This window comes from Niallia circulans (assembly GCF_003726095.1).
GTDB lineage: Bacteria > Bacillota > Bacilli > Bacillales > Cytobacillaceae > Niallia > Niallia circulans_A.
In genome coordinates, this window is the sequence record NZ_CP026031.1 from 123,362 (window position 1) to 149,682 (window position 26,321).

Consider the following 26,321-nt stretch of genomic DNA (forward strand, 5'->3'; position numbering starts at 1 on the left):
TATGGCACATTATCGAACGATAAAAATAAAAAAAGGGAATGGTGGATTTGGTGGTCCGCTGATAGTTACTCCAACGGAGCAAAGAAATAAAATTGTATATATTACTGGTGGAGGAGCAAAGCCAGATATAGTTGATAAAATTGTGGAATTAACAGGAGTGGAGGCGGTTAATGGATTTAAAACCTCTGTACCTGATGAGCAAATTGCCATTGCAATTATTGATTGTGGTGGGACATTAAGATGTGGGATTTATCCACAAAAAAGAATACCAACGATTAATATAATGCCTACAGGGAAAAGTGGTCCTTTAGCAAAATTTATCACAGAAGATATTTATGTGTCTGCGGTAGGATTAAATCAAATTGAACTTATGGAAAACGAAGCTGTCTTGGAGAATGCGAGTTCAGTAGATAAGGAAGATAATATACCTAAGAAAGAATATAAATATAGTACAGACAAAAAAATCTCTCAAACATTGGCTGAAAATCATAAACAAGGACTTCTTACAAAAATAGGGCTTGGAGCAGGGAAAGTAATCAGTACTTTTTATCAAGCTGGTCGTGAAGCAGTTCAAACATTAATTAATACAATTATTCCATTTATGGCATTTGTATCATTATTAATTGGTATCATTCAAGGTTCCGGAATTGGAAGCGTATTCGCTAATTTAATGTCTCCATTAGCAGGAAACATTATCGGTCTCTTATTAATCGGTTTAATATGCTCTTTACCATTTCTATCACCGTTATTAGGACCTGGGGCGGTAATTGCCCAAATTATCGGAACTTTAATAGGTGTTGAAATTGGTAAGGGGAATATCCCACCGAACTTAGCGTTACCTGCAGTTTTTGCTATAAATACACAATGTGCAGCAGATTTTATTCCTGTCGGGTTAGGTCTAGCAGAGGCAGAAGCAGAAACAGTAGAAGTAGGGGTACCGTCCGTTTTATATTCAAGATTTTTAATAGGGGTACCACGAGTATTCGTTGCTTGGTTAGCAAGTTTTGGATTATATAGTAATTAAGAAAGAGGATAATAAAACAACTAATGGAGGCGAATGGCATCTCAATATGCCGGTTAAGATGAAAACAATTTACGAAAACACAATTAATAGTATAGGGCCATTAGCCACAAGCTTTGTAGAAGAAAAGATGATCATTCTCTTTGGAGAGGGAGCACCTAAAGAATTAGCAGAATTTTGCTACGGAATTGAAGTAGTTGGTGTCAAGGATAGGATAAAAACAGGTCAGAAAGTAATGATAAATAATGAATCATATGAAATAACATCTGTTGGCGAAATTGTAGAACAAAATTTAACATCTATGGGACATATTACTTTACGCTTTAATGGGGCCACAACTCCTGAACTTCCTGGTACTCTTTATATAGAAGATAAAGACATGCCAGTTTTAGAAATTGGTACGAAAATACGAATTGTTTCCGAGTAAAAGATTCGATAGGAGATTTCCAATTAGAATTTATAAACATTGCAATGAGTTAAGTAAAAATAAGGTGCATGTTGATAATGAATTGGGAATCTTCTATTTTTAATTTTTTGCTAAATTTTTTTAAAAGAAAAGAGGAGAATCTTTCCATGAGACTATATATTGATTCAGCAAATTATGAGCAAATTGAAAGAATAAATGAATATTATCCCATTTCTGGTGTGACTACTAATCCTTCTATTCTCGTAAAGGAAAAAAAGCCCTATATTCAAGTTCTTCAAGATATTCGGAAAATAATAGGAGAAGAGAAAGAGCTTTTTATTCAAGTTATCGCAGATAATGCAAGTGAAATAGTAAAGGAAGCTGAGTATTTCCAAACAAGGATTTCAGGGAAGATAATTATAAAAATTCCTGTTACGGAAGAAGGGATAAAAGCAATAAAAGCGTTGACTGCTAAAAAAATACCAACGTTAGCCACAACGATATATACTCCATTTCAAGCATTAATCGCGGCAAAAGCAGGTGCAAAGTATGTTGCTCCTTATGTTAATCGGATTGATGATTTATCTGGAGATGGCATTCGTGTAGTGAGTGAAATAATTACTCTGTTTACCACACATAAAATTAGTACAGAGGTGTTAGCGGCAAGTTTTAAAAACGTACAACAGGTCTATGAAGCATGTTTAACTGGAGCTCATACTATAACTGTAGCTCCTGAAATAATTGAAAAATTAATTGATTTTCCAGCAACTACTAGAGATGTTAGGGTCTTTCAGAGTCAGTGGAAGGATACGTTTGGAAAGGGTGGAAATCCCCTTCTTAAGTAAATGAATGGGAGCGAAACAAATATGGAAACGAACAAAATTGTATTTTTTGATTTAGACGGAACACTTCTGACGAGTGAGCTTACTGTGTCAGATAGTTCTATTGCGGCAATTAAAAAATTAATGGAAAACGAGATTGAGCCTATTATAGCTACAGGTAGAACATTAATGGAAATAGGATATATATTAGAAGCAACAGGTATTAATTCAGTAGTTGCTATGAATGGACAGTATGTAGTGTATAAAGGAACAACGATTTATGAAAATCCATTAGAAGTAAGTGTAGTAAAAGAACTTCATCTGGATACAATTAAAAATAGGCATGAAATGGCGTTCTATAATGCGGAAAAGATTTGTGTTACAAATGAGGGTTCTACTTTAATTAGGAAGAATTATGAAAGAGTAGGTGGGAAATATCCTCCTATAAATGAATGCTTGTACAATCAAGAACCCGTTCATTTAATGTTAATTTTTTGTGAACCGGATGAAGAAGTCTATTATCAGGAGAAGTTCCCACATTTTCAGTTTATAAGAAATTCACCTTATGGATGTGATATTTACCCCAAAGGAAAGTCAAAGGCAACGGGCATAAAGTATTTGTTAACTCATTTAAATTGTTCTGTTGAGAATACGTATGCATTTGGAGACGGATTAAATGATTTAGAAATGTTTGAGCTCGTTAAATATCCAGTTGCAATGGGAAACGCATTTGATATTGTGAAAAAATCAGCCAGCTATGTTACAACTAGTAACGATGAGGATGGTATTGTAAATGGATTGCAATTATGTGGAATCATTTGATCCGTTAGTAAAAATTAAAAATAATAAAAGAGGATGGATTAACAAGTAATGATATCTTGCAAAGTTAATCCATCCATTTTTTTATAAATGGGGTAATTTTCTTAAAAATAGGCTTTAAGTCATTTGCCGATGTCATAAACATATCAACGTTTTTAATCAGAAGCTCCATGTCAATTTGATTTAAAAAATTTGCTACCGCATCAATATTTACATTTTCATCTTTTTCTTCCACTTGCTTTGTATTTCCGCCACTTCTTCCAAGAATCCAATCATCCCCTTTCTCTCTTCTGTTGTAGGATGGTTCCTTGTCGTTATGCTGAGAATGTTCAATCTGTTGCTTTTTTCTAACGGATTGACGGTTTGTACCAAACATAAACATGGAAAAGTGATCAATTTCAATTTCTTCCTCTTCTATTTTTTCCTTGTCTTTTTCATCATAGAATTCATCTTTAAAATCCTCCACAATATTTCCTCCTATTTCACGATCATGGAATGATGCTCTTAATATGCTATGATAAATATCAAGGAATGCTTAGACCAATGTAATAGAAAGTAAAATATGTTGCAAAAGGGTAGAGGAATTTGATAAAATTAGTACCAAGTCATAATAATTGATAATAATATATACTGTATGAATACTATTTTCTTTTTTCTTGAATAACAGTTAGGAGAAACGAAGAAAATGGTAAGCTTCTTTGTTTGTGAATTACAAAAGGCACCGATTTAAACTCAACCAGACTGGCATTATTGTAGCAATCATTCTAATAAGATTTTATGAAAAGACTGTTCATATTAACAGTCATAAACGAAACATATACCGGATAACCGGTGACTATAAAGGAGCTGAAAGCTTTGGGAACAGGAATAATTGGTATTGGCCGTGAACTTCCAGAGAAAATTTTAACAAATTTTGATTTAGAAAAAATGGTTGATACGAATGATGAATGGATTAGAACAAGAACTGGGATAGAAGAACGAAGAATTGCAGACGACAATACAGATACATCTGATATTGCATTAGCTGCAGCACAGAAAGCAATTGATGATGCTGGTATTCACCCAGAAGATATTGATATGATTATGGTGGCAACTGTTACGCCAGATCAATCATTCCCTTCTGTTGCCTGTATGATTCAAGAGAAACTAGGAGCTAAAAAAGCAGCAGCGATGGATTTAAGTGCTGCATGTGCAGGTTTTATGTATGGGATGATAACTGCAAAACAATTTATTGATACAGGAGTTTATAAATATATACTAGTAGTTGGGGTAGAAAAGCTTTCTAAAATTACGAACTGGGAAGATCGCAATACTGCTGTTCTTTTTGGTGACGGTGCAGGAGCTGCTGTATTAGGGAAAGTTTCTGAAGGAAGAGGCATTCTTTCTTTTGAACTAGGGGCAGATGGTTCTGGTGGAAAACATCTTTATTTAGATGAGGAAGACTATATTTACATGAATGGTAGAGAAGTTTTTAAATTTGCTGTTCGCCAAATGGGAGAAAGCAGTGAGAATGTTTTGGTGAAAGCTGGTTTATCTAAAGAAGACGTAGACTTCCTTATTCCACACCAAGCTAATATTCGCATTATGGAAGCATCTAGACAAAGATTGAATTTACCGGAAGAAAAACTATCGAAGACAGTTCATAAATATGGAAATACAAGTGCTGCATCTATACCGATTTCATTGGTGGAAGAATTAGAGGCTGGTAAAATCAAAGATGATGATGTACTTGTAATGGTTGGTTTTGGTGGAGGTCTGACTTGGGGCGCGATTGCAATGCGCTGGGGTAGATAATAAATTACTTCCTATATAAATAGAACATACTTTTTAAGTTGATGATAATTACAAAAAAGGAGAAAAAGTCATGAGTACAAATAAAAGAGTAGTTGTTACTGGTATTGGTGCTGTAACACCGCTTGGTAATGATGCAATAACTACCTGGAAAAATATTGTTGCTGGAGTTTCTGGGATTGGACCATTAACTAGAATAAATGCAGATGAATATCCAGCTAAAGTTGCTGCAGAAGTGAAGGACTTTAATCCAGAGGATTTTATGGATAAAAAAGATGCTAGAAAAATGGATCGCTTTACACAATATGCAGTCGCAGCTTCCCTGATGGCTGTAAAGGATGCCGAATTGCAAATTACGGATGAAAACGCACCGCGTGTTGGGGTTTGGATTGGGTCTGGTATTGGTGGAATGGAGACTTTCGAAAATCAATATGAAACTTTCCAAAAAAGAGGATATAAACGTGTAAGTCCTTTCTTCGTACCAATGTTAATTCCAGATATGGCATCAGGACAGGTATCGATTACATTAGGAGCAAGAGGCGTGAATTCTTGTACGGTTACTGCTTGTGCAACGGGTACAAACTCAATCGGAGATGCCTTTAAAGTAATTCAGCGTGGCGATGCTGATGCGATGATTACTGGAGGGGCAGAAGCGCCGATTACTAAAATGTCAGTAGCAGGCTTCTGTGCAAATACTGCGTTATCTTTCAATCCAGATCCAAAAACAGCAAGCAGACCATTTGATGCAAATCGTGATGGCTTTGTTATCGGAGAAGGAGCAGGAATCGTTGTTCTTGAAGAATTAGAGCATGCATTAGCGAGAGGTGCTAAAATCTATGCAGAAATAGTTGGGTATGGTTCGACTGGAGATGCTTATCATATTACTTCCCCTGCACCAGGAGGCGAAGGTGGAGCAAGAGCAATGAAAATGGCAATCAATGATGCAGGACTTACTCCAGAAGATGTTTCATATATTAATGCACATGGTACAAGTACTGCTTATAACGATAAGTTTGAAACAATGGCAGTCAAAGAAGTATTTGGAGACTATGCTTATAAAGTACCAATGAGTTCAACCAAATCAATGACAGGTCACTTACTTGGTGCAGCAGGGGGAATTGAAGCTATTTTTAGCGTATTAGCAATAAAAGATAGCATCGTGCCACCAACAATAAATTTTGAAACAGCAGATCCAGATTGTGATCTAGACTATGTTATCAATACACATAGAAAACAAGAAGTAAATGTAGCAATGAGTAATTCCCTAGGATTCGGCGGTCATAACGCTACAATTGTGTTTAAAAAATATCAATAATTCATGGATTTTGTTTGAAAGAGCATTTAATAAAAAAACTGCTAAGCTTCATTTATTAATCGAGGCTTAGCAGTTTTTTAATGTTAAAATAAAATCTCCTTTATTTATAATAATTTTAAATTAATATTGACTATTATTATAAAGTGTATATAATTAAAACTATAATTCTATTATTTAACATAGAAAATTCGGAATGAATCAATTTATAAAGAAAACGCTTTCTTTAGAAGGTGAACTAGCATATCACGTAGAAAGGAAGAATTCTATGCTTAGTATAGAAAGAGCTAAAAACCTCTTAAAAGAAAAAAATATACGTTTAACACCACAACGGCTAGAATTAATTAATATACTTTCTAAAGACAACAAGCATTGGACAGTAGATGAAATTTACCATGTCCTAAATGAGAATATGCCTTCGGTTAGTATTACAACTGTTTATAATAATGTTCATTTATTTACGGAATTACAATTATTAAAAGAAATACAATTCGGAGAAGGATTAAGTAAATATGAATGGAAGAAAGAGGAGCATTATCATATTGTCTGTAGTGATTGCGGAGAAATAGTTGATATTTGGTATCCTACGTTAAGGGAGGTAGAGGCATTTGCGAAATCCATATCTAAATTCCATATCAGTTCCCACAGCCTCCAATTTTATGGAACCTGTGAGCAGTGTTCAAAAGCATGAACGAAAACAAGAAACTATTTGTTTAGAATGTAAACAACCAATCAAAAAATTAAAGCATTCCATCCGATGTGGATGTGGAAGTAGAATATTGAAAGATTTTCAGAAATAAAGCTAAATATACAAATTTATTTGGATTACAAAGAAAAGGATAGACAAAGGAGAACTGGGAGTGCGTTCTTCATTGTCTATCCTTTTTTGTATAGGGAGGTTTTGAAAAGCCTGACTGCTATCAAGGTTAAATAGTAAGTCATTTAGTATCAATACGCTGCCAGCTCTGGAACCTCTAATTTCGATTTCCATATACTGTTTAAATGAATAGGAAAAAGAATGAAGAGGGGAAATAGCAGTGGGGGTAATCAAAACAAATAAATGGTTAGAAGATAATTTTTATGAACCAACTACAATATGTGAACATTTTCAATCAGCATTTGATGGAGATAAGCCTCAAAATATATATCGATATTTAATGAGATTTGGGATGTATAAGCCATCAAGACATTCGAGACAAGCATTTGAGAAGATGAAGGAACAAGATACGTGGAGTAAAGTAGAACGGATTTTTTTTAAGTATAAGAAAAAATGGAAGGGGCCAGATATACCTATATACGTATTTCCTTTTCAGTCTTCTTGGAGAGGAGACGAAAATAAATCTGGTGTATCGTTTCCTGATCAACTCTTCTTATTTATTGATGATGTCGAAAATGAAAAAGAGCTAGAAGCCCTTTTTATTCATGAATATCATCATGTATGCCGAATTCATTACCAAAAGAAAGCTATAGAGGATTATACCTTACTAGATTCCATCATAATGGAAGGATTAGCGGAGCTTGCGGTGAAAGAAAACTGCGGAGAAGCCTATAATGCTAATTGGTGTCACTTGTATGATGAAGAAGAAATAAAGCAATTTTGGGAGACAGAGCTTAAGGAACATTTACATGTAAAGAAAACAGAAGAGAAACATGATGATTTATTGTATGGTTATAGACGCTATCCCCGTCTTATTGGCTATAATACAGGTTTTTATCTTGTGAATTCTTTACATTCCAAGCAAAAAATCTTAGAAAAAGATCATTTCACAATTAATAGTGAAGCTTTTTTGTAATACTATACTACTATTTGAATGACGAGTTTAGCAGAATAGCTCGTCTATTTTTTATGGGAACATTGAAAGGGGATCTCCTCTTTATAAAAAAGACATGTTAGCGAAAGTTTGTACATATTATGTTAATAGGTTATAAAAATGATTGTTCAATTTTTAGGATGAACTTTAGCAATATATTTAAAGAGAAAAATGATATTCCGCTATATGTATGCCTATTACTAGGGAAACTGGAACATAAAGAGAAAATCGTCATAAAAAAAATAATCCTTTGAAAATAGGAATAAATTTACTAAGCTCTGACAATACTTATGGACAAACAGTTGTTGAAGTGAGGGATAAAATATGCAGTATCTTCATGATGTTTGGGTAAATTGGTTTGAAGGGGAAGAAAACGGATATAATGTATGTCACTTTCATGAATGGCGAAAAGATGATGGTGTTGAATTATTGGACCAAGTTCCACTTTTGAAAGTAGATTCATGCTTATACAATTACATAGAAAATGACTTGGCAGAAATACCACGACAATTATTAGAAGAGATTTATCAGAAGGCATATCTACGAAAGAATCATGAACGAATTCAATTAGATTATTGTTTTGTTGTTTCTGATGGGATTGGTCTTTTAGTAGTAGATACAATCGGATACTCTGTTCCCATTCGAAAAAGCCGAATGATACCTAGACAAGAACAATTGGCCTATGAATTGCTTGAAAATCAAGAAACGATTTATTATAATTTTCAAAACACGGAAGAGAAAAAGGAGTTCCATATACTATCACCTGATCCTCATGTGATGAATGGATTAACGAGAAAAGAAAGGCAATTAAAGCAATTACTGTTTATGGCATTAGATCAACTACATTCTTCTGAAAACGTAGCAGAAGTTCGTTATTGGTATACAGAATGGAGCCCAGAACGCTATTTTGAAATTCAGCATTTAGATTTTGAGCATGCATGGAATGAACTATATGAGTGTACAAAATACGGATGGTCTAAAAAGCATGAACAGTTTTGTGAGAATATTATAAAAGGTCAGCCCTTTTTTGAAAAGCTTTGGGAAATGGAGCATGGTCCGAAAGTAAATTAATAGTAACCAATTTAATAAAATTAATAGGATAAAAAAGCCTGCCACTTAAGTATCCTAGCACTAAGTTAAACCCAAACACTCTGAGGAGATAGCAAGTATATTTCCAGTGATTGTTTGGGTTTTATTCGTCATTTTGCGAAATTTCATCAGGAAAAGGTAACAGGGAAGGCTTCTCTGTTATAAAGACAAATTGCCCCTGATATATTTTTTCTCACACATCCCATAAATTCGTGTCAACTGTAATTCCCCATCTAATATCTTCCCCCTACTGATTTGGAGCATAAAAAAACGATGGCGTTAACCATCGTTTTGATAAGGGAGGGGCTTAACGACGTTTACGTCCTAATCCCATTGCGTTTTCCATTTTTTTAATCATTTTCCCTGCCACTTTATTTGCTTTTGCCGCACCTTCGTCTAAAATGTCATCTAATTCAGTTGAATTCATTAGCTCATTGTATTTTTCTTGAATTGGTTTTAATGCATCCACTACAACGTTGGCTAAGTCAGACTTGAAATCTCCATATCCTTTTCCTTCGTACTTTTCTTCAAGGCTTTGGATACTTTCCCCTGAAAGAATAGAATAAATTGATAAAAGGTTGGAAACCCCTGGTTTATTTTCTCGATCGAATTTAACGATACCTTCAGAGTCTGTTACCGCACTTTTAATCTTCTTCGTAATCTGTGCTGGCTCGTCCAATAAAGTGATGGTTGCCTTATTATTTGTATCAGATTTACTCATTTTCTTTGTAGGATCCTGTAAGGACATAATGCGAGCTCCTACTTTTGGAATGCGTACTTCAGGAATAGTAAGAATATCATTATATTTTTTATTAAAACGCTCGGCTAGATCACGAGTTAATTCAAGATGTTGTTTTTGATCTTCTCCAACTGGAACAATATCTGTACTATATAGAAGGATATCTGCAGCCATTAATGGTGGATAGGTTAATAATGCAGCAGAAACAGCATCTTTACCAGTTGATTTGTCTTTGAATTGTGTCATTCTTTCTAATTCGCCGATATAAGAAATACACTGCATCACCCAAGCTCCTTGGGCATGGGCTGGTACTTCTGATTGAATAAATAAAGTCGCTTTATTAGGGTCGATTCCTACAGCTAAGTACAGAGCTGCTAGGCTGCGAATATTGTTTCGAAGTACCATGCGATCTTGAGGCACTGTAATGGCATGTTGATCCACAATACAGAAGAAACAATTGTATTCATCTTGTAGCTCCACGAATTGACTTAATGCACCTATATAATTCCCTAATGTAATGGTGCCGCTTGGTTGAATCCCAGAAAAGATAGTTTTCATCAAATACTTCCTCCAATATGTATTCTAGACCCTTGATTAGTTTATAGATGTTTCTAATCAAGCGGTTTATTCTATTTAATAGTTTATTTTAGAGCCATGGTTATCTGCAAGAGAAACAGTTTTCTTCAAGCAAATACGATAGTACTGTTAAAAATAGAATCTAGAAACTTAATGATCAATATCATTATTATAACCATTTTAGCATGATTAGTTGATATGCAAAGGCTGTTTTCTTAAAGTTTGCCAATTTTAATAAAAAAGAATAGATGCAACTAATATGCGAGGAATAAATTTAAATTCTGATAAATTTATATTAATATAATTATTCTGTAGATTTATATATTTCAGATTTGTTTTTATTCTACAAAATTCTACAAAATTCCACAAAGTTCTTGCGTGTTGAATAATCCAATTATATAATTGTCATTGCGAATGGATTAGGTAGTAATATTTCAGACTATTTAAAAACATGTAAGAATACATAAATAATTTGTAATGAATGAAATAATTATTCCTGTATAATATTTTGTGCGTTTTATTGTGCTCTATTTTAATTGGAAACTGTCATTTATTCTAATTGACTGACTATTTAGGAAATGATTGCTTGTGTATTCTGAGGTTTAGAGTGGGAAAGATATTTTCGAAGTTCCATTTGAGGAAATTATTAAGGGGGTAATTACATGAGAAAAAGAATGGTTGTACTAATGAGTTTAGTGCTTATACTCAGTGCTTTTCTTGCTGCATGTGGTAATAACAAAGGTGGTAGTGATAAAGCATCACAAAATCTTCGTTTAAATATTGTTTCAGAGCCACCAACATTACATCCAGCATTAGCTACAGATTCAACATCTGGTGGAGTGTTAATTCAAACTTTTGAAGGGTTAACTCGAATTGATAAAGATGGAGTTCCGCAGCCAGCTATGGCAGAAAAAATCGATATATCAGATGATCAGTTAACTTACACGTTCAAAATCCGCGAAGATGCAAAATGGACAAATGGTGATCCAGTAACGGCAGCAGACTTTGAATATGCTTGGAAATGGGCACTTAATCCTCAAAACCAATCACAGTATGCTTATCAACTATATGCCATTAAAGGTGCTGAAGCAGCAAACAATGGTAAAGGTAGTCTTGATGATGTTGCTATTAAAACAGTAGATGAAAAAACGTTAGAAGTAACATTAGTAAACCCAACGCCATATTTCTTACAATTGCTAGCTTTCTATACTTATTTCCCAGTTAATAAAAACGTTGCAGAAGCAAATCCAGATTGGTATAAAAATGCTGGAGATGATTATGTAACGAATGGTCCTTTCAAAATGACGGAATGGAATCATAGTGAGTCTATCCTTTTAGAAAAGAACGAAGACTATTGGGATGCAGACAAAGTTAAATTAGAAACAGTAGAAATGACAATGGTAGAAGATCCAACAACAGAATTAAGCATGTTTGATAACGATGAATTAGATTGGGCTGGCTTACCTTTTGGTGCATTACCTACTGATTCTATTAAAGCTTTAAAAGATAAAGGTGACCTAAATATCAAAGCGATAGCAGGTACTTATTGGTATAAATTTAATACAAATGAAAAGCCATTTAACAATGAAAATATTCGTAAAGCTTTAACATATGCGATAGATCGTAAAGCAATTGTTGAGCAAATTACACAAGGTGGACAAATTCCAGCAACAGCAGTTGTTCCTCCAACCATGTTTTCAGAAAACGAAAAAGGTTATTTTAAAGATAAAGATATCAAAGCAGCAAAAGCAGCTCTGGAAAAAGGTTTAAAAGAGGAAGGCTATGCAAGTGTAAAAGACTTACCAAAAATCATATTATCATATAATACCGGTGAAGCGCATGCTAAGATTGCACAAGCGGTTCAAGATATGTGGAAGAAAAATCTTGGAATTAATGTAGAGCTAGATAATGAAGAATGGCAAGTTTATCTAGAGAAAATTGATTCTGGTGACTACCAGGTTGGACGTATGTCATGGTCTGGTGACTATAATGACGCATTTAATTTCCTAGAATTATACCGTGATGCAAACGGAGGAAATAACGATACTGGGTGGGAAAATCCAGAATACAAAAAACTTCTTGATGCTTCACAAAAAGAGACAGATGAGGTAAAACGCAAACAATTATTACAAGATGCAGAAACTATTTTAATGAACGAACTTCCGATTGCACCTGTTTATTTCTATACAAATACATGGGTACAAAAAGATAATCTGAAAGATGTAGTCATTTCAGGTTTAGGAGAAGCACAGTTAAAATGGGCACATTTTGAATAATACAATGGTTCGCTTTGTTCATTCATCATGCTTTAGGAAATTCGAATTTTTATGAAAGTACAAAGCTAAAGAGAAAAAAGAGGCTGCCTTATTTAACGAGTGATACTTTCTTAGTAAGCTCGTTTCCTAGGGCATCCTCTTCCTTGCTAATTGGCATTGTTTTAGAAAAAAATGGAGGTAAAACCATGATAAAGTACTTAACAAAACGTTTGCTGTTTATGGCGTTATCCTTATGGTTAATCATTACAGCTACGTTTTTCTTCATGAGGATGGCACCAGGTAACCCATTTACATCGGAAAAGAAAATGCCGCCTGCAATTGAAGCAAATTTAAATGCCCATTATGGACTTGATCAGCCTTGGTATGTTCAATATGGAGAGTATTTGCTAAGAGTTGTTCAATGGGATTTTGGTCCATCTTTTAAATATAAGAGCCAAACAGTGAATCAATTAATCAATGAAGGATTCCCAGTATCATTAGTCTTGGGTGTAGAAGCAATTTTTATCGCCTTGGCCATTGGTGTTACATTAGGTGTAATTGCTGCTTTAAGACATAATAAATGGCAAGATTATCTGGCAATGATTGTTGCTGTATTAGGAATATCAGTACCTTCGTTTATTATGGCAGCTTTTTTGCAATATATTTTGGCAATGAAGCTAGGGATATTCCCTGTAGCAAGATGGGGAACATTTATGCAAAGTGTTCTGCCAGCAATCGCATTAGCAGCTGGTCCTACAGCATTTATTGCTCGATTAACTAGATCTTCTATGCTAGAAGTATTAAGCAATGATTATATTAAAACAGCAAAAGCAAAAGGAATAAGCGGCTTTAATATTACAGTGAAGCACGCCATCCGCAATGCGATTCTTCCGGTTGTTTCATACATGGGGCCATTATCGGCTGGGATTGTTACAGGTAGTTTTGTTATTGAGAAAATTTTTGGTATTCCAGGTCTTGGATCACAGTTTGTTAAAAGCATAAATAACCGTGATTATACAGCGATTATGGGCGTAACAGTTTTCTATAGTATTATCCTGTTAGTATCTGTTCTTCTTGTCGACTTATTGTACGGATTAATAGATCCTCGAATTAAACTATCGGGCGGGAAGAAAGGAGCGTAAAGATGCAAGAAATTTCGAAAGATAAATTTGAAATAGTCGGCAACAGTACCATAGAATCAGAGAAAATATCAAAAGCAAGTCTGTCTTTTTGGAAAGATGTTTTTACTCGTTTTAAGAAAAATAAACTTGCGGTTTTTGGACTTGTTCTTTTAATTCTTTTAATTGTTATGTCTTTAATAGGGCCGTTATTAACTCCGTATAATTATTATGAGAATGATTATACAAAAACGAATCAGCCTCCAAGTGCAGAACATTATTTTGGAACAGATGATCTTGGCCGAGATATGTTTGCGCGGATTTGGTATGGTGCGAAAATATCACTATTTATTGGGGTAGCCGCAGCATTGATTGATTTAGTTATCGGCGTAATCTGGGGAGGGATTGCAGGTTATAAAGGTGGCAAAACCGATGAAGTAATGATGCGTATAGCGGACGTATTATATGGTATTCCTTATCTTTTACTAGTAATTCTTTTAATGGTTGTTCTTGGCCAGGGAATATGGACGATGATTCTGGCAATGAGTATTACTGGCTGGATTAATATGGCGAGAATGGTTCGAGGACAAGTATTATCCTTAAAGAGCCAAGAATATATTCTTGCTTCCAGAACGCTAGGAGCAAGTGTTTCAAGAATTATGAGCAAGCATTTAGTCCCAAATGCAATGGGGCCAATTCTTGTGACATTAACTTTAACTGTACCTAATGCTATTTTTACAGAGGCATTTTTAAGCTATCTTGGATTAGGATTAACTCCTCCATTAGCCAGCTGGGGAACGATGGCTAATGATGGAATCGGAGCACTGCAATATTATCCATGGCGATTATTTTTCCCTGCCATGTTTATCTGTTTAACAATATTTGCCTTTAATGTTATTGGCGATGGAATCCGAGATGCTCTTGATCCAAGACTACGTAAGTAAGGAGTGAGATACATGGAAAAATTATTAGAAGTAAAGGATTTACAAGTCTCATTCCATACGTATGGAGGAGAAGTGCAGGCAGTTCGTGGAGTATCCTTTGATTTATACAAAGGAGAAACATTAGCTATTGTTGGTGAATCTGGATCAGGTAAAAGTGTTACGTCCCAAACATTAATGAAATTAATCCCGATGCCTCCTGGCCATATTAAAGGTGGACAAATTTTATTTGATGGAGAAGATATTGTTCAAAAAACAGATAAAGAGATGGAAAGTATCCGTGGGAAGGAAATGAGTATGATCTTCCAAGATCCTATGACATCTTTGAATCCGACTATGCGTATTGGTACACAAATCATGGAAGTACTGATAAAACATCAGCAAATGAACAAGGAAAAGGCAAAAAAGAAAGCAATTGAATTGTTAAGTTTAGTTGGAATTCCTAAACCAGAGAAAAGAGTGGATCAATATCCGCATGAATTTTCTGGTGGGATGAGACAACGTGCGATGATTGCTATTGCTTTAGCGGCTAATCCACATCTATTAATTGCAGATGAACCAACAACAGCTTTAGATGTTACGATTCAAGCGCAAATTTTAGATTTAATGAAAGATTTGCAAGAGAAAATGAATACAAGCATTATCTTCATTACCCATGATTTAGGGGTAGTGGCAAATGTGGCTGATCGTGTTGCTGTAATGTATGCTGGCCAAATTGTTGAAATGGGAACAGTTGATGAAATTTTCTACGATCCTAGACATCCTTATACATGGGGGCTTCTTGCATCTATGCCAAGTTTAGACAATGATAATGAAGATGAGCTTGCTGCTATTCCAGGAACACCTCCAGATTTAACGAATCCTCCTGTAGGAGATGCATTTGCTGCGAGAAATCCATTCGCATTAGCAATTGATTTTGAACAAGAGCCGCCAGTGTATCAAGTGTCTGAAACACATTTTGTGAAATCGTGGTTACTGCATCCGAATGCGCCAGCAGTAGAACCACCAGCTTCAGTTAAAGAAAGAATAAGAACGTTACCCTCTAACTTTGAAACACCAGTATTAGTAAAGGGGATAAATAAAATGGCAGAAAAGTTATTAGAAATAAAAAATCTGAAGCAGTATTTCAATGTCGATACTCCTAATGTTGTCAAAGCAGTAGATGATATTACCTTTGATATTTTCAAAGGAGAAACATTAGGTTTAGTAGGCGAATCTGGCTGTGGGAAATCTACAACTGGTAGAACAATTATCCGCCTTTATGATGCAACAGGCGGTCAAGTTTTATTTAATGGAGAAGATGTTCATGGAAGAAAATCAAGAGCGGAATTAAAGAAATTTAATCGTAAAATGCAAATGATTTTCCAAGACCCGTATGCTTCTTTAAATCCTCGAATGACCGTTGCTGATATAATTGCAGAAGGCATTGATATTCACGGTTTAGCGAAAAACAAAAAAGAGAGAATGGAAAAAGTATATGAGCTGCTTCATACAGTTGGTTTAAATAAAGAGCATGCCAATCGTTATCCGCATGAGTTCTCAGGCGGTCAAAGACAAAGAATTGGAATTGCGCGTGCATTAGCTGTAGATCCAGACTTTATTATTGCTGATGAACCAATTTCTGCATTAGATGTTTCTATTCAAGCACAGGTAGTAAACTTGATGAAGAAGCTTCAAAAGGAAAAGGGTTTAACCTATCTATTTATTGCCCATGATTTATCCATGGTGAAATATATTAGTGATCGTATTGGTGTGATGTATTTCGGGAAATTAGTGGAAATAGCGCCTGCAGATGAATTATACAATAATCCGATTCATCCATATACACAGTCGTTATTGTCAGCGATTCCTCTGCCAGATCCAGAAACAGAGCGAACAAGAAAAAGAACGGTTTATGATCCAGCGGTTCATCAATATCAAGAGGGTGAAGAGCTTAAAATGAGAGAAATTAAACCAGGACATTTCGTTTATTGCTCTGAAAGTGAATATAAAAAATATAAAATACAATGAGAGAATAAGTAAATCCCAAGCCGGCAATCCTTGATTGTCGGCTTTTTAGAATGGTTGCCTACGCACAGTTGGGAAATTGCTAGATTATGCTTGATTGTGTTTGTTACAATAAAAGGGATACATCATGGATAGAGTCTCAATAGATAATAGATACTGTATGTAGATGGGAGTTTTCACGATGAAAAAGAAAATATTATCCATTGGATTAAGTATATATTTGTTGATCCCCAATATTGCATTTGCAAAAGGGGAAAAGGTAATTCCTAAACAACCAACTAAACAAGTAGAAATTATGGTTAAACATTTGCCAGCTTCTTTACCTAGAATGAAGACTAACCTTAATTTTACATATCCGGATGCTGTGAGAGGTATTTATGTAAACAGTCAATCCATTGAAGGAAACAAATGGAGTCAATTAATGGAATTAGTGAAAACGACAGATTTGAATGCTATGGTAATTGATTATAAAGAAGATCATGGTAATTTGACTTTTATGCCGGAAGAGGATTCGCCTTATAGAGAAATTGGCAGCCAATCGATAAAAAATATGACAGTGCTTTTACAGGAGCTTGAAAAGGAAAAAATTTATCCGATTGCGCGAATTGTTGTCTTTAAAGATTCTATATTAGCTAAGGAAAAACCCGAATGGTCTTTTGTCCAAGGAGAGAAGGTTTGGACGAATGGGAGAGGAGAAGCGTTTGTTAACCCGTTTGAAAAAAAGGTCTGGGATTATAACATTAATATTGCTATCGAAGCAGCTAAAATGGGGTTTCAAGAGATACAGTTTGATTACGTGCGTTTTCCAGAGGGATTTGAAAATAAAGGAGATATACTAAGCTATACGAAAGGAGATTATCGTAAATTAAATAAGAATGAAGGGGATAAACGAGTAGACGCAGTTACAGATTTTGTTCAATATGCAAAAGAAAAATTAAAGCCATATAATGTGAAAGTTTCTGTTGATATATTTGGATATACAGCAACCATAGAAGAAGCCCCTGGGATTGGTCAAAATTTTTCAAAAATAAGCAAACATGTCGATGTTATTTCTTCTATGATCTATCCAAGTCACTGGACAAATTATTTTGGGATTGAAAAACCCGATTTATTCCCCTATGAACTTGTAAGGGAGTATATGAAAGTAGAAAAGCAAAAATTAAATCAATTAGAGAACCCACCTATTTCAAGACCGTGGCTACAGGATTTTACAGCTGCCTGGCTGGGTAAAGATAATTATCAAGTATATGGAAAAGAAGAGGTTCAAAAACAAATTGAAGCTTTAAATGATCAAGGAGTTAATGAGTTTTTATTATGGAATGCTGGGAATAATTATACGAAGAATGTCGATTATACACCGAAAAATAAAGAGGATAAAGGAGATTAAATTAGATGCATTGGTACGATAAGTTAAATCAATATTTTCCTGTGGAAGAAATGAAATCACAAGAACATATGGAAGCATTACTAAAAGACTTTCCAGAATATTATCATAAGGATGAAGGGAAGTATCATGTGTTAATGTATGTGGAAGCAGAGGATTTTGTTTTTGTCGATTATTTATTTGTCTCTGACGAAGCAAGAGGGCAGGGGCTTGGTCATCAATTAGTGGAAAAACTGAAAAAAAAGGGAAAACCGATTATTTTGGAAGTGGAACCGATAAATTATAAAGATAGTGATACGAAAAAACGGCTGAAATTTTACCGGCGAGAAGACTTTAAGCATGCAACCTCTATTGGTTATAGACGTTTATCGTTAGCAACTAGGGAAGTGAATGCAATGGAAATTCTCTACTGGGCACCTAATAATGAAGGAGAAGATGTCGTTTATCAAGCATTGGTAAGAACATATAATAAAATTCACACATATAAAGATTTACAGTTTTACGGAGAATCATATGAACCAGTTGATGAGGTAGTCCAACTAAATTTGGAACAAAAACGAAAAAATTTATTTGATGAAATTTGATTAAAGTGTAATAAAATATCCTCAAGGTGACAGTCCTCCTATGAAAGGAGCGGTCACCTTGTAATGAAGAAGATAACTGATGTCGATTAGCTGCTATATTTAATGTTGAATTGTATTAAAATCTTTTTATATTTTCATTAAAATCTCCTTAATTGAGAATAGATAGAGGTTTAATAGAAAGAAATATTGGGTATATAATCAGAAAATATATATTTAGAACAAATATATTAACAGATGAGATAATTTTTTGAAACTTTTTTGGTTTTCAAACGTCTATAATGATAAGTAACAAAATAACTGAAGGATTCGTACTTTCATAACGAGTTTTTCTTACATAAAGGAGGAGAATCACAGCAAATACCTATAGCAGCTTATATACAGAAATTAATGATACTTGTGGATAAATTTTTTAAAACATATACCATAAAGCAAACAATTAGTGTATAATAATTAATATAAATTACTTGATTGAATTAATTATAATTTAAGAATTAGCAAGAAAATAACTCAAGTTATTTATAATCATAATGAATGTAGTTAATTACATGTCTAAATAAAGGGAGCGTGAATTTGTAAAATGGTAACATTATACACTTCACCAAGTTGTACATCCTGCAGAAAAGCAAAAGCATGGTTAGAGGAACATGAAATCGCATATAAAGAAAGAAATATATTTTCTGAACCGCTTTCTATTGAGGAAATTAAAGAAATTCTTCGTATGACGGAAGATGGAACAGATGAAATTATTTCAACAAGAAGTAAAACTTTTCAAAAGTTAAATGTGAATTTAGAAACAATGCCATTACAAGATTTGTTTGGTATTATTCAAAATAATCCAGGTCTATTAAGACGTCCAATAATCATTGACGAAAAAAGACTACAAGTAGGATACAATGAAGATGAAATTCGCAGATTCTTACCAAGAAAAGTTCGTACTTTCCAGTTAAGAGAGGCACAAAGATTAGTTAACTAATTAAGAAGAAAGTATAAAAAAATCTGGCTTAAGGCGGTACTAAATGAAAATTTGGTATCGTTCAGTCAGGTTTTTCTTTTTTTATAGTAATCAAGAAAAAACAGAGGTTTTCCTAGTTACTTAAGGTAGAAAACAATCTAACTTGATTAGATAGTCTGGTTAAAGTGTTAGTAATTGTCTGGACTTTTTAGTTTGAAATAATTTCTATGAGGTAATACTACTAAATATAATGATACAGGAATATGGTATAAAAAAGAACTAATTGCTGACTTCGAATAAGCCTTCATTTATTTAGATAATTGAAAATTGTGAATGGTTTTTGAATAGGCATTTAATGGTTTTTTCCATTCCCAAGATATTTTAATTCCATTTATACTGCTTTTGTCATAAAATATAAAGTACAAGGTACAATACAAGGAAAAATAAAAATTTTATTTCAGAAAATTTACTTGTAAGAAATAAAACAATCTGTATGGGGGTCTCTTGTCCCTTCCATCATAGTCTGAAGGGAGTGTTAGCGTATGGAAATTGAAAGAATTAATGATCATACAGTAAAGTTTTATATTTCGTATATTGATATAGAAGAACGTGGGTTTAAGCGTGAGGAGATTTGGTATAATCGGGAACGCAGTGAAGAGTTATTTTGGGAAATGATGGATGAAGTGCATCAAGAGGAAGACTTCATATTTGATGGACCATTATGGATTCAAGTTCAAGCTCTAGAAAAAGGGTTGGAAATCTTAGTTACAAAAGCGCAGCTTTCGAAAGATGGACAGAAGTTTGAAATTTCTATACCAGAGGATAAGCTAAAGGATTTACCAATTGATGAACGTTTTGAAGATTTAATGGATCAACATTTTACGATTAAAGAGGGAGAAGAAGAGTACGATGAAAGTCTCGAGTTCCTCTTAACGTTCAATGATTTTGAGGATATTATTTCTTTATCTAAGATGCAGGGGCTAGAAGGGATCGATACGAAGCTTTATAATTACAATGGAAAATATTACTTATTTGTGCAATTTCTTGATGAAGAAATTGCAGAAGAGGAAGTAGAAAATGCATTGAGCATTTTACTTGAATATGCTCAAGAAGATTCTAAAATGACCATTCATGTTCTCCAAGAATATGGTAAAGTTATTATTGAGAATGAAGTCTTTATGGAATTAAGAAAGTACTTCCATTAAATAGTATCTGTGCCAATCATATACTAAAAAGTTAAAGAAACTCTACAATGTTCGGTCATAGCCTTTCATTGTAGAGTTTCTTGGCGTTTTGTGAGAAAAAGTAGAATATTTAAGTGCTGATCCTTCTGAACTATATAGAGACTTCTCCGGAGAGTGTAAATTTTAATCCAAAATAAATAGACTAATTCTCCCTTAATAGATTGATTATCGGGCGCCTGTGGAGTAATTTATGGTAATTATGGGTATATATATAGGAATAAAAGAGATAATTCTAAGCTTAATGTAAGTATATTGGGAGAATGGCGGTGTCTATTATGAATCATACTGCTAGATTAGGCTTGTTTTTTATCGTAGCGGTTCTGTTTGTTTATGTGTTTAATTTATTTTTCTCTATACAGGGAGGAATTTACGGACAATTAAGTTTAGTGATCAGTTTATCAGTTGTTTTTATCGGCTTGGTCATTTTCTTTGAAAATCGACATCCTACACAAACATTAACCTGGTTAATCGTCTTGGGGAGTTTTCCAATTATCGGGTTTGTCTTTTATCTATTTTTTGGCAGGAACTATCGAAAAGAAAGAATTTATCGTAAAAAATACTTTCTAGATAAAGAAGCATTCCTGAAGATCGAACAAGCAATTAGTTCGAGAAGAGAAGAAAAGAGAAAGATACTTGATGGACATCAACGGAACTTATTTCACCTAGCTGAGAAGCTTGGAAATACGCCTATTTCCTTTGGTACCTCAACAGAGATATTAACAGATGGAGAGGAAACATTTTCAGCTATTTTGAAAGAACTGAAGAAAGCAAAACATCATATCCACCTAGAATATTACATTGTAAGAGATGATGCCATTGGTCAGGAGATAAAGGATGTATTAGTTGAAAAAGCCAGAGCTGGGGTGCAAGTGCGATTTTTATATGATGCAGTTGGTTCTTGGAAGTTATCGAAAAAATTTTGTTCAGAGATGAAAGAGGCAGGGATTGAAGTTATCGCTTTTGGTCCAGTTAAAATGCCTTTTTTTAATAGTAAGTTTAATTTTCGAAACCATCGTAAAATTATTATAATAGATGGCAATATTGGTTTTGTTGGCGGGCTTAATATTGGCGATGAATATTTGGGAAGAAATCCTTCCATTGGATACTGGAGGGATACTCATTTATTAGTAAAAGGAAATGCTGTAAGATCCTTACAATTAATTTTTCTACAAGATTGGTACTATATGACGAACCATAGCTTTTTGACAGAGGAATATTTAACGCCTATTTCAGAGGAAAATTCGCATGGTGGCGTACAATTGATTGCGGGGGGACCTGACAATGAATGGAGCGTCATCAAAAGTATCTTTTTTAGCATGATTACTACGGCTAAAGAATCGATTTGGATTGCTACTCCTTATTTTATTCCAGATGAAGATATATTTTCTGCTATTAAAATTGCTTCATTAAGTGGTGTAGATGTACGTATTCTTGTTCCTAGTAAACCGGATAAAAGAATTGTTTTCCATGCTTCCCGCTCTTATTTTCCAGAATTACTAGAGTCGGGAGTCAGGGTCTTTGAATATAACCGCGGATTTATGCATAGTAAAATTATTATTGTAGATGGAGAAATTGCTTCCATTGGGACATGTAATATGGATATGAGAAGCTTTCATTTAAATTTTGAAGTTAGCGCTTTTTTATATAAAACAAGAAGTATCGAAAAGCTCGTAAAAGACTATCTAGAGGATATAAATCAGTCAATCGAATTAGAAGAAGAGACCTTTAATAAGAGGCATTATGGCTATAGAATGCTTGAATCGACCTCCAGATTATTATCACCGTTATTATAAAGTGTTTTTCCCTCTAAAGGGCGCGTATTTATGCTTATTTAAGATAATGAGCAAAAGCGAGCTCTTTTTTCGTATGGGACATTCTCTAAGAAAGAAGGAAGAGAAATTGAAATAAAAAAGAAGTTTAAGAAGGGGATTCTAATCATAAACAAGAATAGGTATAGAATAAATTGAAAAGGAGGAAATTTCTTTGTTTACAGCCATAACAGAAGCTGGCGAAATAATCAACTTATTCACTAGGAAGGAGAAAGATGATTTAAAAGGCTTACGGCAAACTCCATTGTATTGTCCAGAATGTAAGGGACGTGTTCTCTTAAAAATGGGAGAAAAAAAGATTACACATTTTGCCCATGAAAGGAAAGCGTGTTGTTCAAGTAATGGAGAGGCGGAGTCTACTTATCATTTACAAGGAAAGTTGCAATTATATCAAAAATTAGTTGAATTGAATCTTCATCCCCTATTAGAGCCTTATTATCCAGAAATAAAGCAACGGGCAGATATTAGTTTTGTCTTTCGTAATAAGCAGTATGTAATTGAATATCAATGTGCTGTGATTTCTCCACAGTTAATCAAGAAACGTACAGAAGGTTATCGAAAAGTAAACATTCATCCTATTTGGATTATCGGCTTTTGCCATTTAAAGAAGTGGAATCCAATCAAATTGAAGCTTTCTGCATTTGTTTATCAGTTTTTCATCTTATACCGCAAACAATATCTCCTACCGTCGTATTGTCCATATGACCGGGCGTTTTATTTGATTCAGAACCCTATACCAATATCCATCTCCCAATCTTTTGTGACTACTTTTTGCTTTCCATTAGTAAAAATAGAGGGAAAGCAGCCCTTTATTCCCAGAAAAAAATGGCATTTTGCTTATTGGCGTGAGATCATTCATCGGCAAAAAACAAAGGATGTACATTACCAAACTAAAACAAATTATCAATTTTTAAAAGAACTGTATGCCCATGGTCTTCATCCCCATTTTTTACCCCCATTTATTGGTATCCCTTTAAAGGAAGGGGTTCTCCTCGAAACACCACCATTATATTGGCAGGCGACTATTTTTCTGGATAGCTTTAAAGAAGAGACGAAAATATACCCCCTTCAAAAGATTTATGTGAATTTCCATAAGAGAATTGAAAGGGGACAAATTAAAATAAGAGATTGTCCTTTTATAAGCGAGGTAGACTGGCGAGAAACAGTTAAACAATATATACTCCTTCTGGTGGAACTAAAGGTTATAGAGGAAATAAAACCTTGTTTTTATCAGATGCTTTATAAGAAGAAAATCAGAAATTATGAGATACAGGAACAGGAAGAAGTAATGTTCTATAAGCAATTAAAAAATTTGATCAATAAGCAATAAAGATAAATGAAAAAACATAAAATACATATGCTATTGTATATGTAGAAAAATTGCTCATGCATTAAAATCGGAAATAGATCGAAAATTTGGTAGAATAAGAAGGAATTGGTTTGGAAACAGAGAATATTTAATAACGTTTATTTTCGAATTCCGAAATAAAAAAAGAGTGGAGGATGGAATATGTCAGCAGAAACAGGAGTAAAAAAATTACCACTGCGTAATGAGGTACCAGTAGAAGATACTTGGAGATTAGAGGATATATTTGCAAGTGATGAAGAATGGGATAAAGAATTTGAAGAAGTAAAGAAATTATCTCAAAAAGCAACAGAGTATCAAGGGAAGCTTTCCGAAAGTGCAGAGGTTCTTTATGAAGCTTTGCAATATCAGGATGAGCTTTTATCAAGACTTGGAAAATTATATACATATGCACATATGCGTTATGATCAAGATACGACTAATAGTTTCTATCAAGGCGTAGACGGACGTATTAAAAGCTTGTATGCACAGGCTGCAAGTGCGTTAGCTTACATGGTACCAGAACTATTATCCATTGATGAAAAAGTAATCAGTGCATATTTAGAAGAAAATAATGAATTAAAGCTGTATAAGAAGGCTTTAGAAGAAATCAATTTACAAAGACCTCATGTGTTAAATGCTGACCAAGAAGCCCTGCTTGCACAAGCATCAGAGGTATTAGATTCTTCTAGCAATACATTTGGGATGCTGAATAATGCCGATTTGGAGTTTCCAAGCATTAAGGATGAAAACGGAGAAGAAGTAGAAGTTACGCATGGCCGTTATTCTCGCTTTCTGGAAAGTGCGGATCAACGTGTACGCCGTGATGCATTTATGGCTGTCTATGATACCTATGGCAAATTTAGAAACACATTTGCTTCTACATTGAGTGGAGAAGTAAAAAGTCATACATTTAATGCAAAAATAAGAAACTATAATTCGCCACGACATGCTGCATTGGCTGCCAATAATATTCCAGAACAAGTGTATGAAAATCTAGTGGAAACAATTAATAAGAATTTACCATTATTACATCGTTATGTGAAATTGCGTAAAAAAGTCCTTGGCCTAGAAAAACTGCATATGTACGATTTATATACACCATTAGTCAAAGATGTGAAAATGGAAATTCCTTATGAAGAGGCGAAAGAATTAGTTATAAAAGGCTTGGCTCCACTTGGTGAGGAATATGCGTCTATCTTAAAAGAAGGCTTTGAAAACCGCTGGGTGGATGTACATGAGAATAAAGGGAAAAGAAGTGGTGCTTATTCTTCTGGATCTTATGGAACCAATCCATATATTTTAATGAACTGGCAGGATAATGTAAACAATCTATTTACGTTAGCACATGAATTTGGGCATTCTGTGCATAGCTATTATACAAGAAAATCACAGCCATATCCTTATGGTAATTATTCCATCTTTGTTGCAGAAGTAGCCTCTACTTGCAATGAATCCTTATTGAACGATCACTTGCTAAAAACAATAACAGATAAACAAAAACGTCTATATTTACTGAATCATTTCTTAGAGGGCTTCCGTGGTACGGTATTCCGTCAAACGATGTTTGCTGAATTTGAACAATTAATTCATGAAAAAGCAAGTAATAATGAGCCATTAACAGCTGATTTACTGACAAAGGAATACTATGCTTTAAATCAGAAGTATTTTGGGGAAGAAGATATTATTATTGATGAGGAAATTGGCTTAGAGTGGTCAAGAATTCCGCATTTCTACTATAATTTCTATGTATATCAATATGCAACTGGCTATAGTGCTGCAACAGCATTGAGTAAACAAATATTAGAAGAGGGGACACCAGCAGTGGAACGATATATTGAGTTCTTAAAGGCTGGAAGTTCTGATTATCCAATTGAAGTACTTAAAAAAGCTGGAGTAGATATGACAAGCAAAACGCCAATCGAAGAGGCATGCCAGGTTTTTGAAGAAAAATTGAATGAGATGGAAAGCTTATTAAACGAAATTTAATTGCCTTAAGAATAGTAAAGCGTGTGGTAGAGGAAAACTCTATTACACGCTTTTTTTCGTTTGCGAACAGTTTGAAATTATGAAGGTTTTGTGAACATCCCCCCAGATGTATTGCAGAAGATAATTAAATTATGATACTATTTAGTTGTGAAGTTAATCACAAACAAACTTATACCCCTTTGTTTGACCGTGAAAAATTTCTCCCATCCCCTTTGTTCGTAAAAGTAAAAAAGGCCTTGCCTTGAGACAGCAAGTCCTTTTTTATTTTTTTTCGTATTTCATTATAAA

The 26,321-nt window shown here is 34.2% G+C and carries 22 protein-coding genes; 20 read left to right on the forward strand and 2 right to left on the reverse strand.

Going from position 1 to position 26,321, the window contains the following annotated elements; translation table 11 throughout:
- The first annotated feature begins 1 nt into the window (after position 1).
- From srlE to C2I06_RS00595, 4 genes are all read left to right on the forward strand, one after another.
- Complete coding sequence (gene srlE, locus C2I06_RS00580; RefSeq protein WP_123257246.1) at positions 2-1,024, forward strand: PTS glucitol/sorbitol transporter subunit IIB; 1,023 nt, start codon at positions 2-4, stop codon at positions 1,022-1,024.
- A complete protein-coding gene (locus C2I06_RS00585) occupies positions 1,005-1,448 on the forward strand; it encodes a PTS glucitol/sorbitol transporter subunit IIA (protein ID WP_235850258.1) in 444 nt (147 codons plus the stop codon). Before srlE ends, C2I06_RS00585 begins: the two co-directional genes overlap by 20 nt.
- 146 nt (positions 1,449-1,594) lie before the next feature.
- The gene (locus C2I06_RS00590; protein ID WP_123259087.1) at positions 1,595-2,272 is read left to right on the forward strand and encodes a transaldolase family protein; all 678 of its coding nucleotides are present in this window, start codon (positions 1,595-1,597) and stop codon (positions 2,270-2,272) included.
- A 21-nt stretch (positions 2,273-2,293) separates the two neighbouring features.
- Positions 2,294-3,070, forward strand: coding sequence for a Cof-type HAD-IIB family hydrolase (locus C2I06_RS00595; protein ID WP_163187661.1), 777 nt, complete (start codon positions 2,294-2,296; stop codon positions 3,068-3,070).
- A gap of 64 nt (positions 3,071-3,134) precedes the next feature.
- Here the strand turns inward: C2I06_RS00595 and C2I06_RS00600 are convergent, their stop codons facing one another.
- On the reverse strand, positions 3,135-3,533 hold the full coding sequence (locus C2I06_RS00600; protein WP_095330018.1) for a hypothetical protein: 399 nt from the start codon (positions 3,531-3,533) through the stop codon (positions 3,135-3,137).
- Between the two features lie 389 nt (positions 3,534-3,922).
- Between C2I06_RS00600 and C2I06_RS00605 the strand changes: the two genes are divergently transcribed.
- The 5 genes from C2I06_RS00605 to C2I06_RS00625 all read left to right on the forward strand — a co-directional run bounded on the left by C2I06_RS00605 (position 3,923) and on the right by C2I06_RS00625 (position 9,052).
- Positions 3,923-4,861: a beta-ketoacyl-ACP synthase III gene (locus tag C2I06_RS00605; RefSeq protein WP_095330017.1), complete on the forward strand. Its 939-nt coding sequence runs from the start codon at positions 3,923-3,925 to the stop codon at positions 4,859-4,861.
- Positions 4,862-4,931: 70 nt separating this feature from the next.
- Entirely contained in the window at positions 4,932-6,173 is a 1,242-nt protein-coding gene (fabF, locus tag C2I06_RS00610; protein ID WP_047942462.1) for a beta-ketoacyl-ACP synthase II, read from the forward strand.
- A 265-nt stretch (positions 6,174-6,438) separates the two neighbouring features.
- A complete protein-coding gene (locus C2I06_RS00615; RefSeq protein WP_163187663.1) occupies positions 6,439-6,861 on the forward strand; it encodes a Fur family transcriptional regulator in 423 nt (140 codons plus the stop codon).
- 346 nt (positions 6,862-7,207) lie between these two features.
- Positions 7,208-7,963: a DUF2268 domain-containing putative Zn-dependent protease gene (locus C2I06_RS00620; RefSeq protein WP_235850257.1), complete on the forward strand. Its 756-nt coding sequence runs from the start codon at positions 7,208-7,210 to the stop codon at positions 7,961-7,963.
- Between the two features lie 342 nt (positions 7,964-8,305).
- Positions 8,306-9,052, forward strand: coding sequence for a YjbA family protein (locus C2I06_RS00625; protein WP_047942457.1), 747 nt, complete (start codon positions 8,306-8,308; stop codon positions 9,050-9,052).
- A gap of 325 nt (positions 9,053-9,377) precedes the next feature.
- On the opposite strand, the gene trpS is transcribed toward C2I06_RS00625, so the two are convergent.
- Positions 9,378-10,367 carry a tryptophan--tRNA ligase gene (gene trpS / locus C2I06_RS00630; protein ID WP_095330015.1) on the reverse strand — a complete coding sequence of 330 codons (990 nt, stop codon included), beginning with the start codon at positions 10,365-10,367 and terminating at the stop codon, positions 9,378-9,380.
- Between the two features lie 680 nt (positions 10,368-11,047).
- On the opposite strand from trpS, the gene C2I06_RS00635 reads away from it, so the two are divergent.
- From C2I06_RS00635 to pepF, 11 genes are all read left to right on the forward strand, one after another.
- Entirely contained in the window at positions 11,048-12,661 is a 1,614-nt protein-coding gene (locus C2I06_RS00635; protein WP_123257248.1) for a peptide ABC transporter substrate-binding protein, read from the forward strand.
- A 185-nt stretch (positions 12,662-12,846) separates the two neighbouring features.
- On the forward strand, positions 12,847-13,782 hold the full coding sequence (locus tag C2I06_RS00640) for an ABC transporter permease (protein WP_095330013.1): 936 nt from the start codon (positions 12,847-12,849) through the stop codon (positions 13,780-13,782).
- 2 nt (positions 13,783-13,784) lie between these two features.
- Positions 13,785-14,702 carry an ABC transporter permease gene (locus tag C2I06_RS00645; RefSeq protein ID WP_095330012.1) on the forward strand — a complete coding sequence of 306 codons (918 nt, stop codon included), beginning with the start codon at positions 13,785-13,787 and terminating at the stop codon, positions 14,700-14,702.
- 12 nt (positions 14,703-14,714) lie between these two features.
- Positions 14,715-16,709, forward strand: coding sequence for an ABC transporter ATP-binding protein (locus C2I06_RS25710; protein WP_123257249.1), 1,995 nt, complete (start codon positions 14,715-14,717; stop codon positions 16,707-16,709).
- A gap of 178 nt (positions 16,710-16,887) precedes the next feature.
- A complete protein-coding gene (locus tag C2I06_RS00655; protein WP_123257250.1) occupies positions 16,888-18,093 on the forward strand; it encodes a putative glycoside hydrolase in 1,206 nt (401 codons plus the stop codon).
- Positions 18,094-18,098: 5 nt separating this feature from the next.
- Positions 18,099-18,674, forward strand: a complete 576-nt coding sequence (locus C2I06_RS00660; RefSeq protein WP_095330008.1) for a GNAT family N-acetyltransferase — start codon at positions 18,099-18,101, stop codon at positions 18,672-18,674.
- Positions 18,675-19,251: 577 nt separating this feature from the next.
- Positions 19,252-19,647 (forward strand): transcriptional regulator SpxA, encoded by a 396-nt coding sequence (spxA, locus tag C2I06_RS00665; protein ID WP_016204317.1) that lies wholly within the window; start codon positions 19,252-19,254, stop codon positions 19,645-19,647.
- Positions 19,648-20,168: 521 nt separating this feature from the next.
- Positions 20,169-20,831 (forward strand): adaptor protein MecA, encoded by a 663-nt coding sequence (gene mecA / locus C2I06_RS00670; RefSeq protein WP_095330007.1) that lies wholly within the window; start codon positions 20,169-20,171, stop codon positions 20,829-20,831.
- A gap of 314 nt (positions 20,832-21,145) precedes the next feature.
- The gene (gene cls, locus C2I06_RS00675) at positions 21,146-22,663 is read left to right on the forward strand and encodes a cardiolipin synthase (RefSeq protein ID WP_095330046.1); all 1,518 of its coding nucleotides are present in this window, start codon (positions 21,146-21,148) and stop codon (positions 22,661-22,663) included.
- 190 nt (positions 22,664-22,853) lie between these two features.
- Positions 22,854-24,029, forward strand: a complete 1,176-nt coding sequence (locus C2I06_RS00680; RefSeq protein ID WP_164463591.1) for a competence protein CoiA — start codon at positions 22,854-22,856, stop codon at positions 24,027-24,029.
- A gap of 180 nt (positions 24,030-24,209) precedes the next feature.
- Entirely contained in the window at positions 24,210-26,033 is a 1,824-nt protein-coding gene (gene pepF / locus C2I06_RS00685) for an oligoendopeptidase F (protein ID WP_095330005.1), read from the forward strand.
- Positions 26,034-26,321 lie beyond the last annotated feature (288 nt).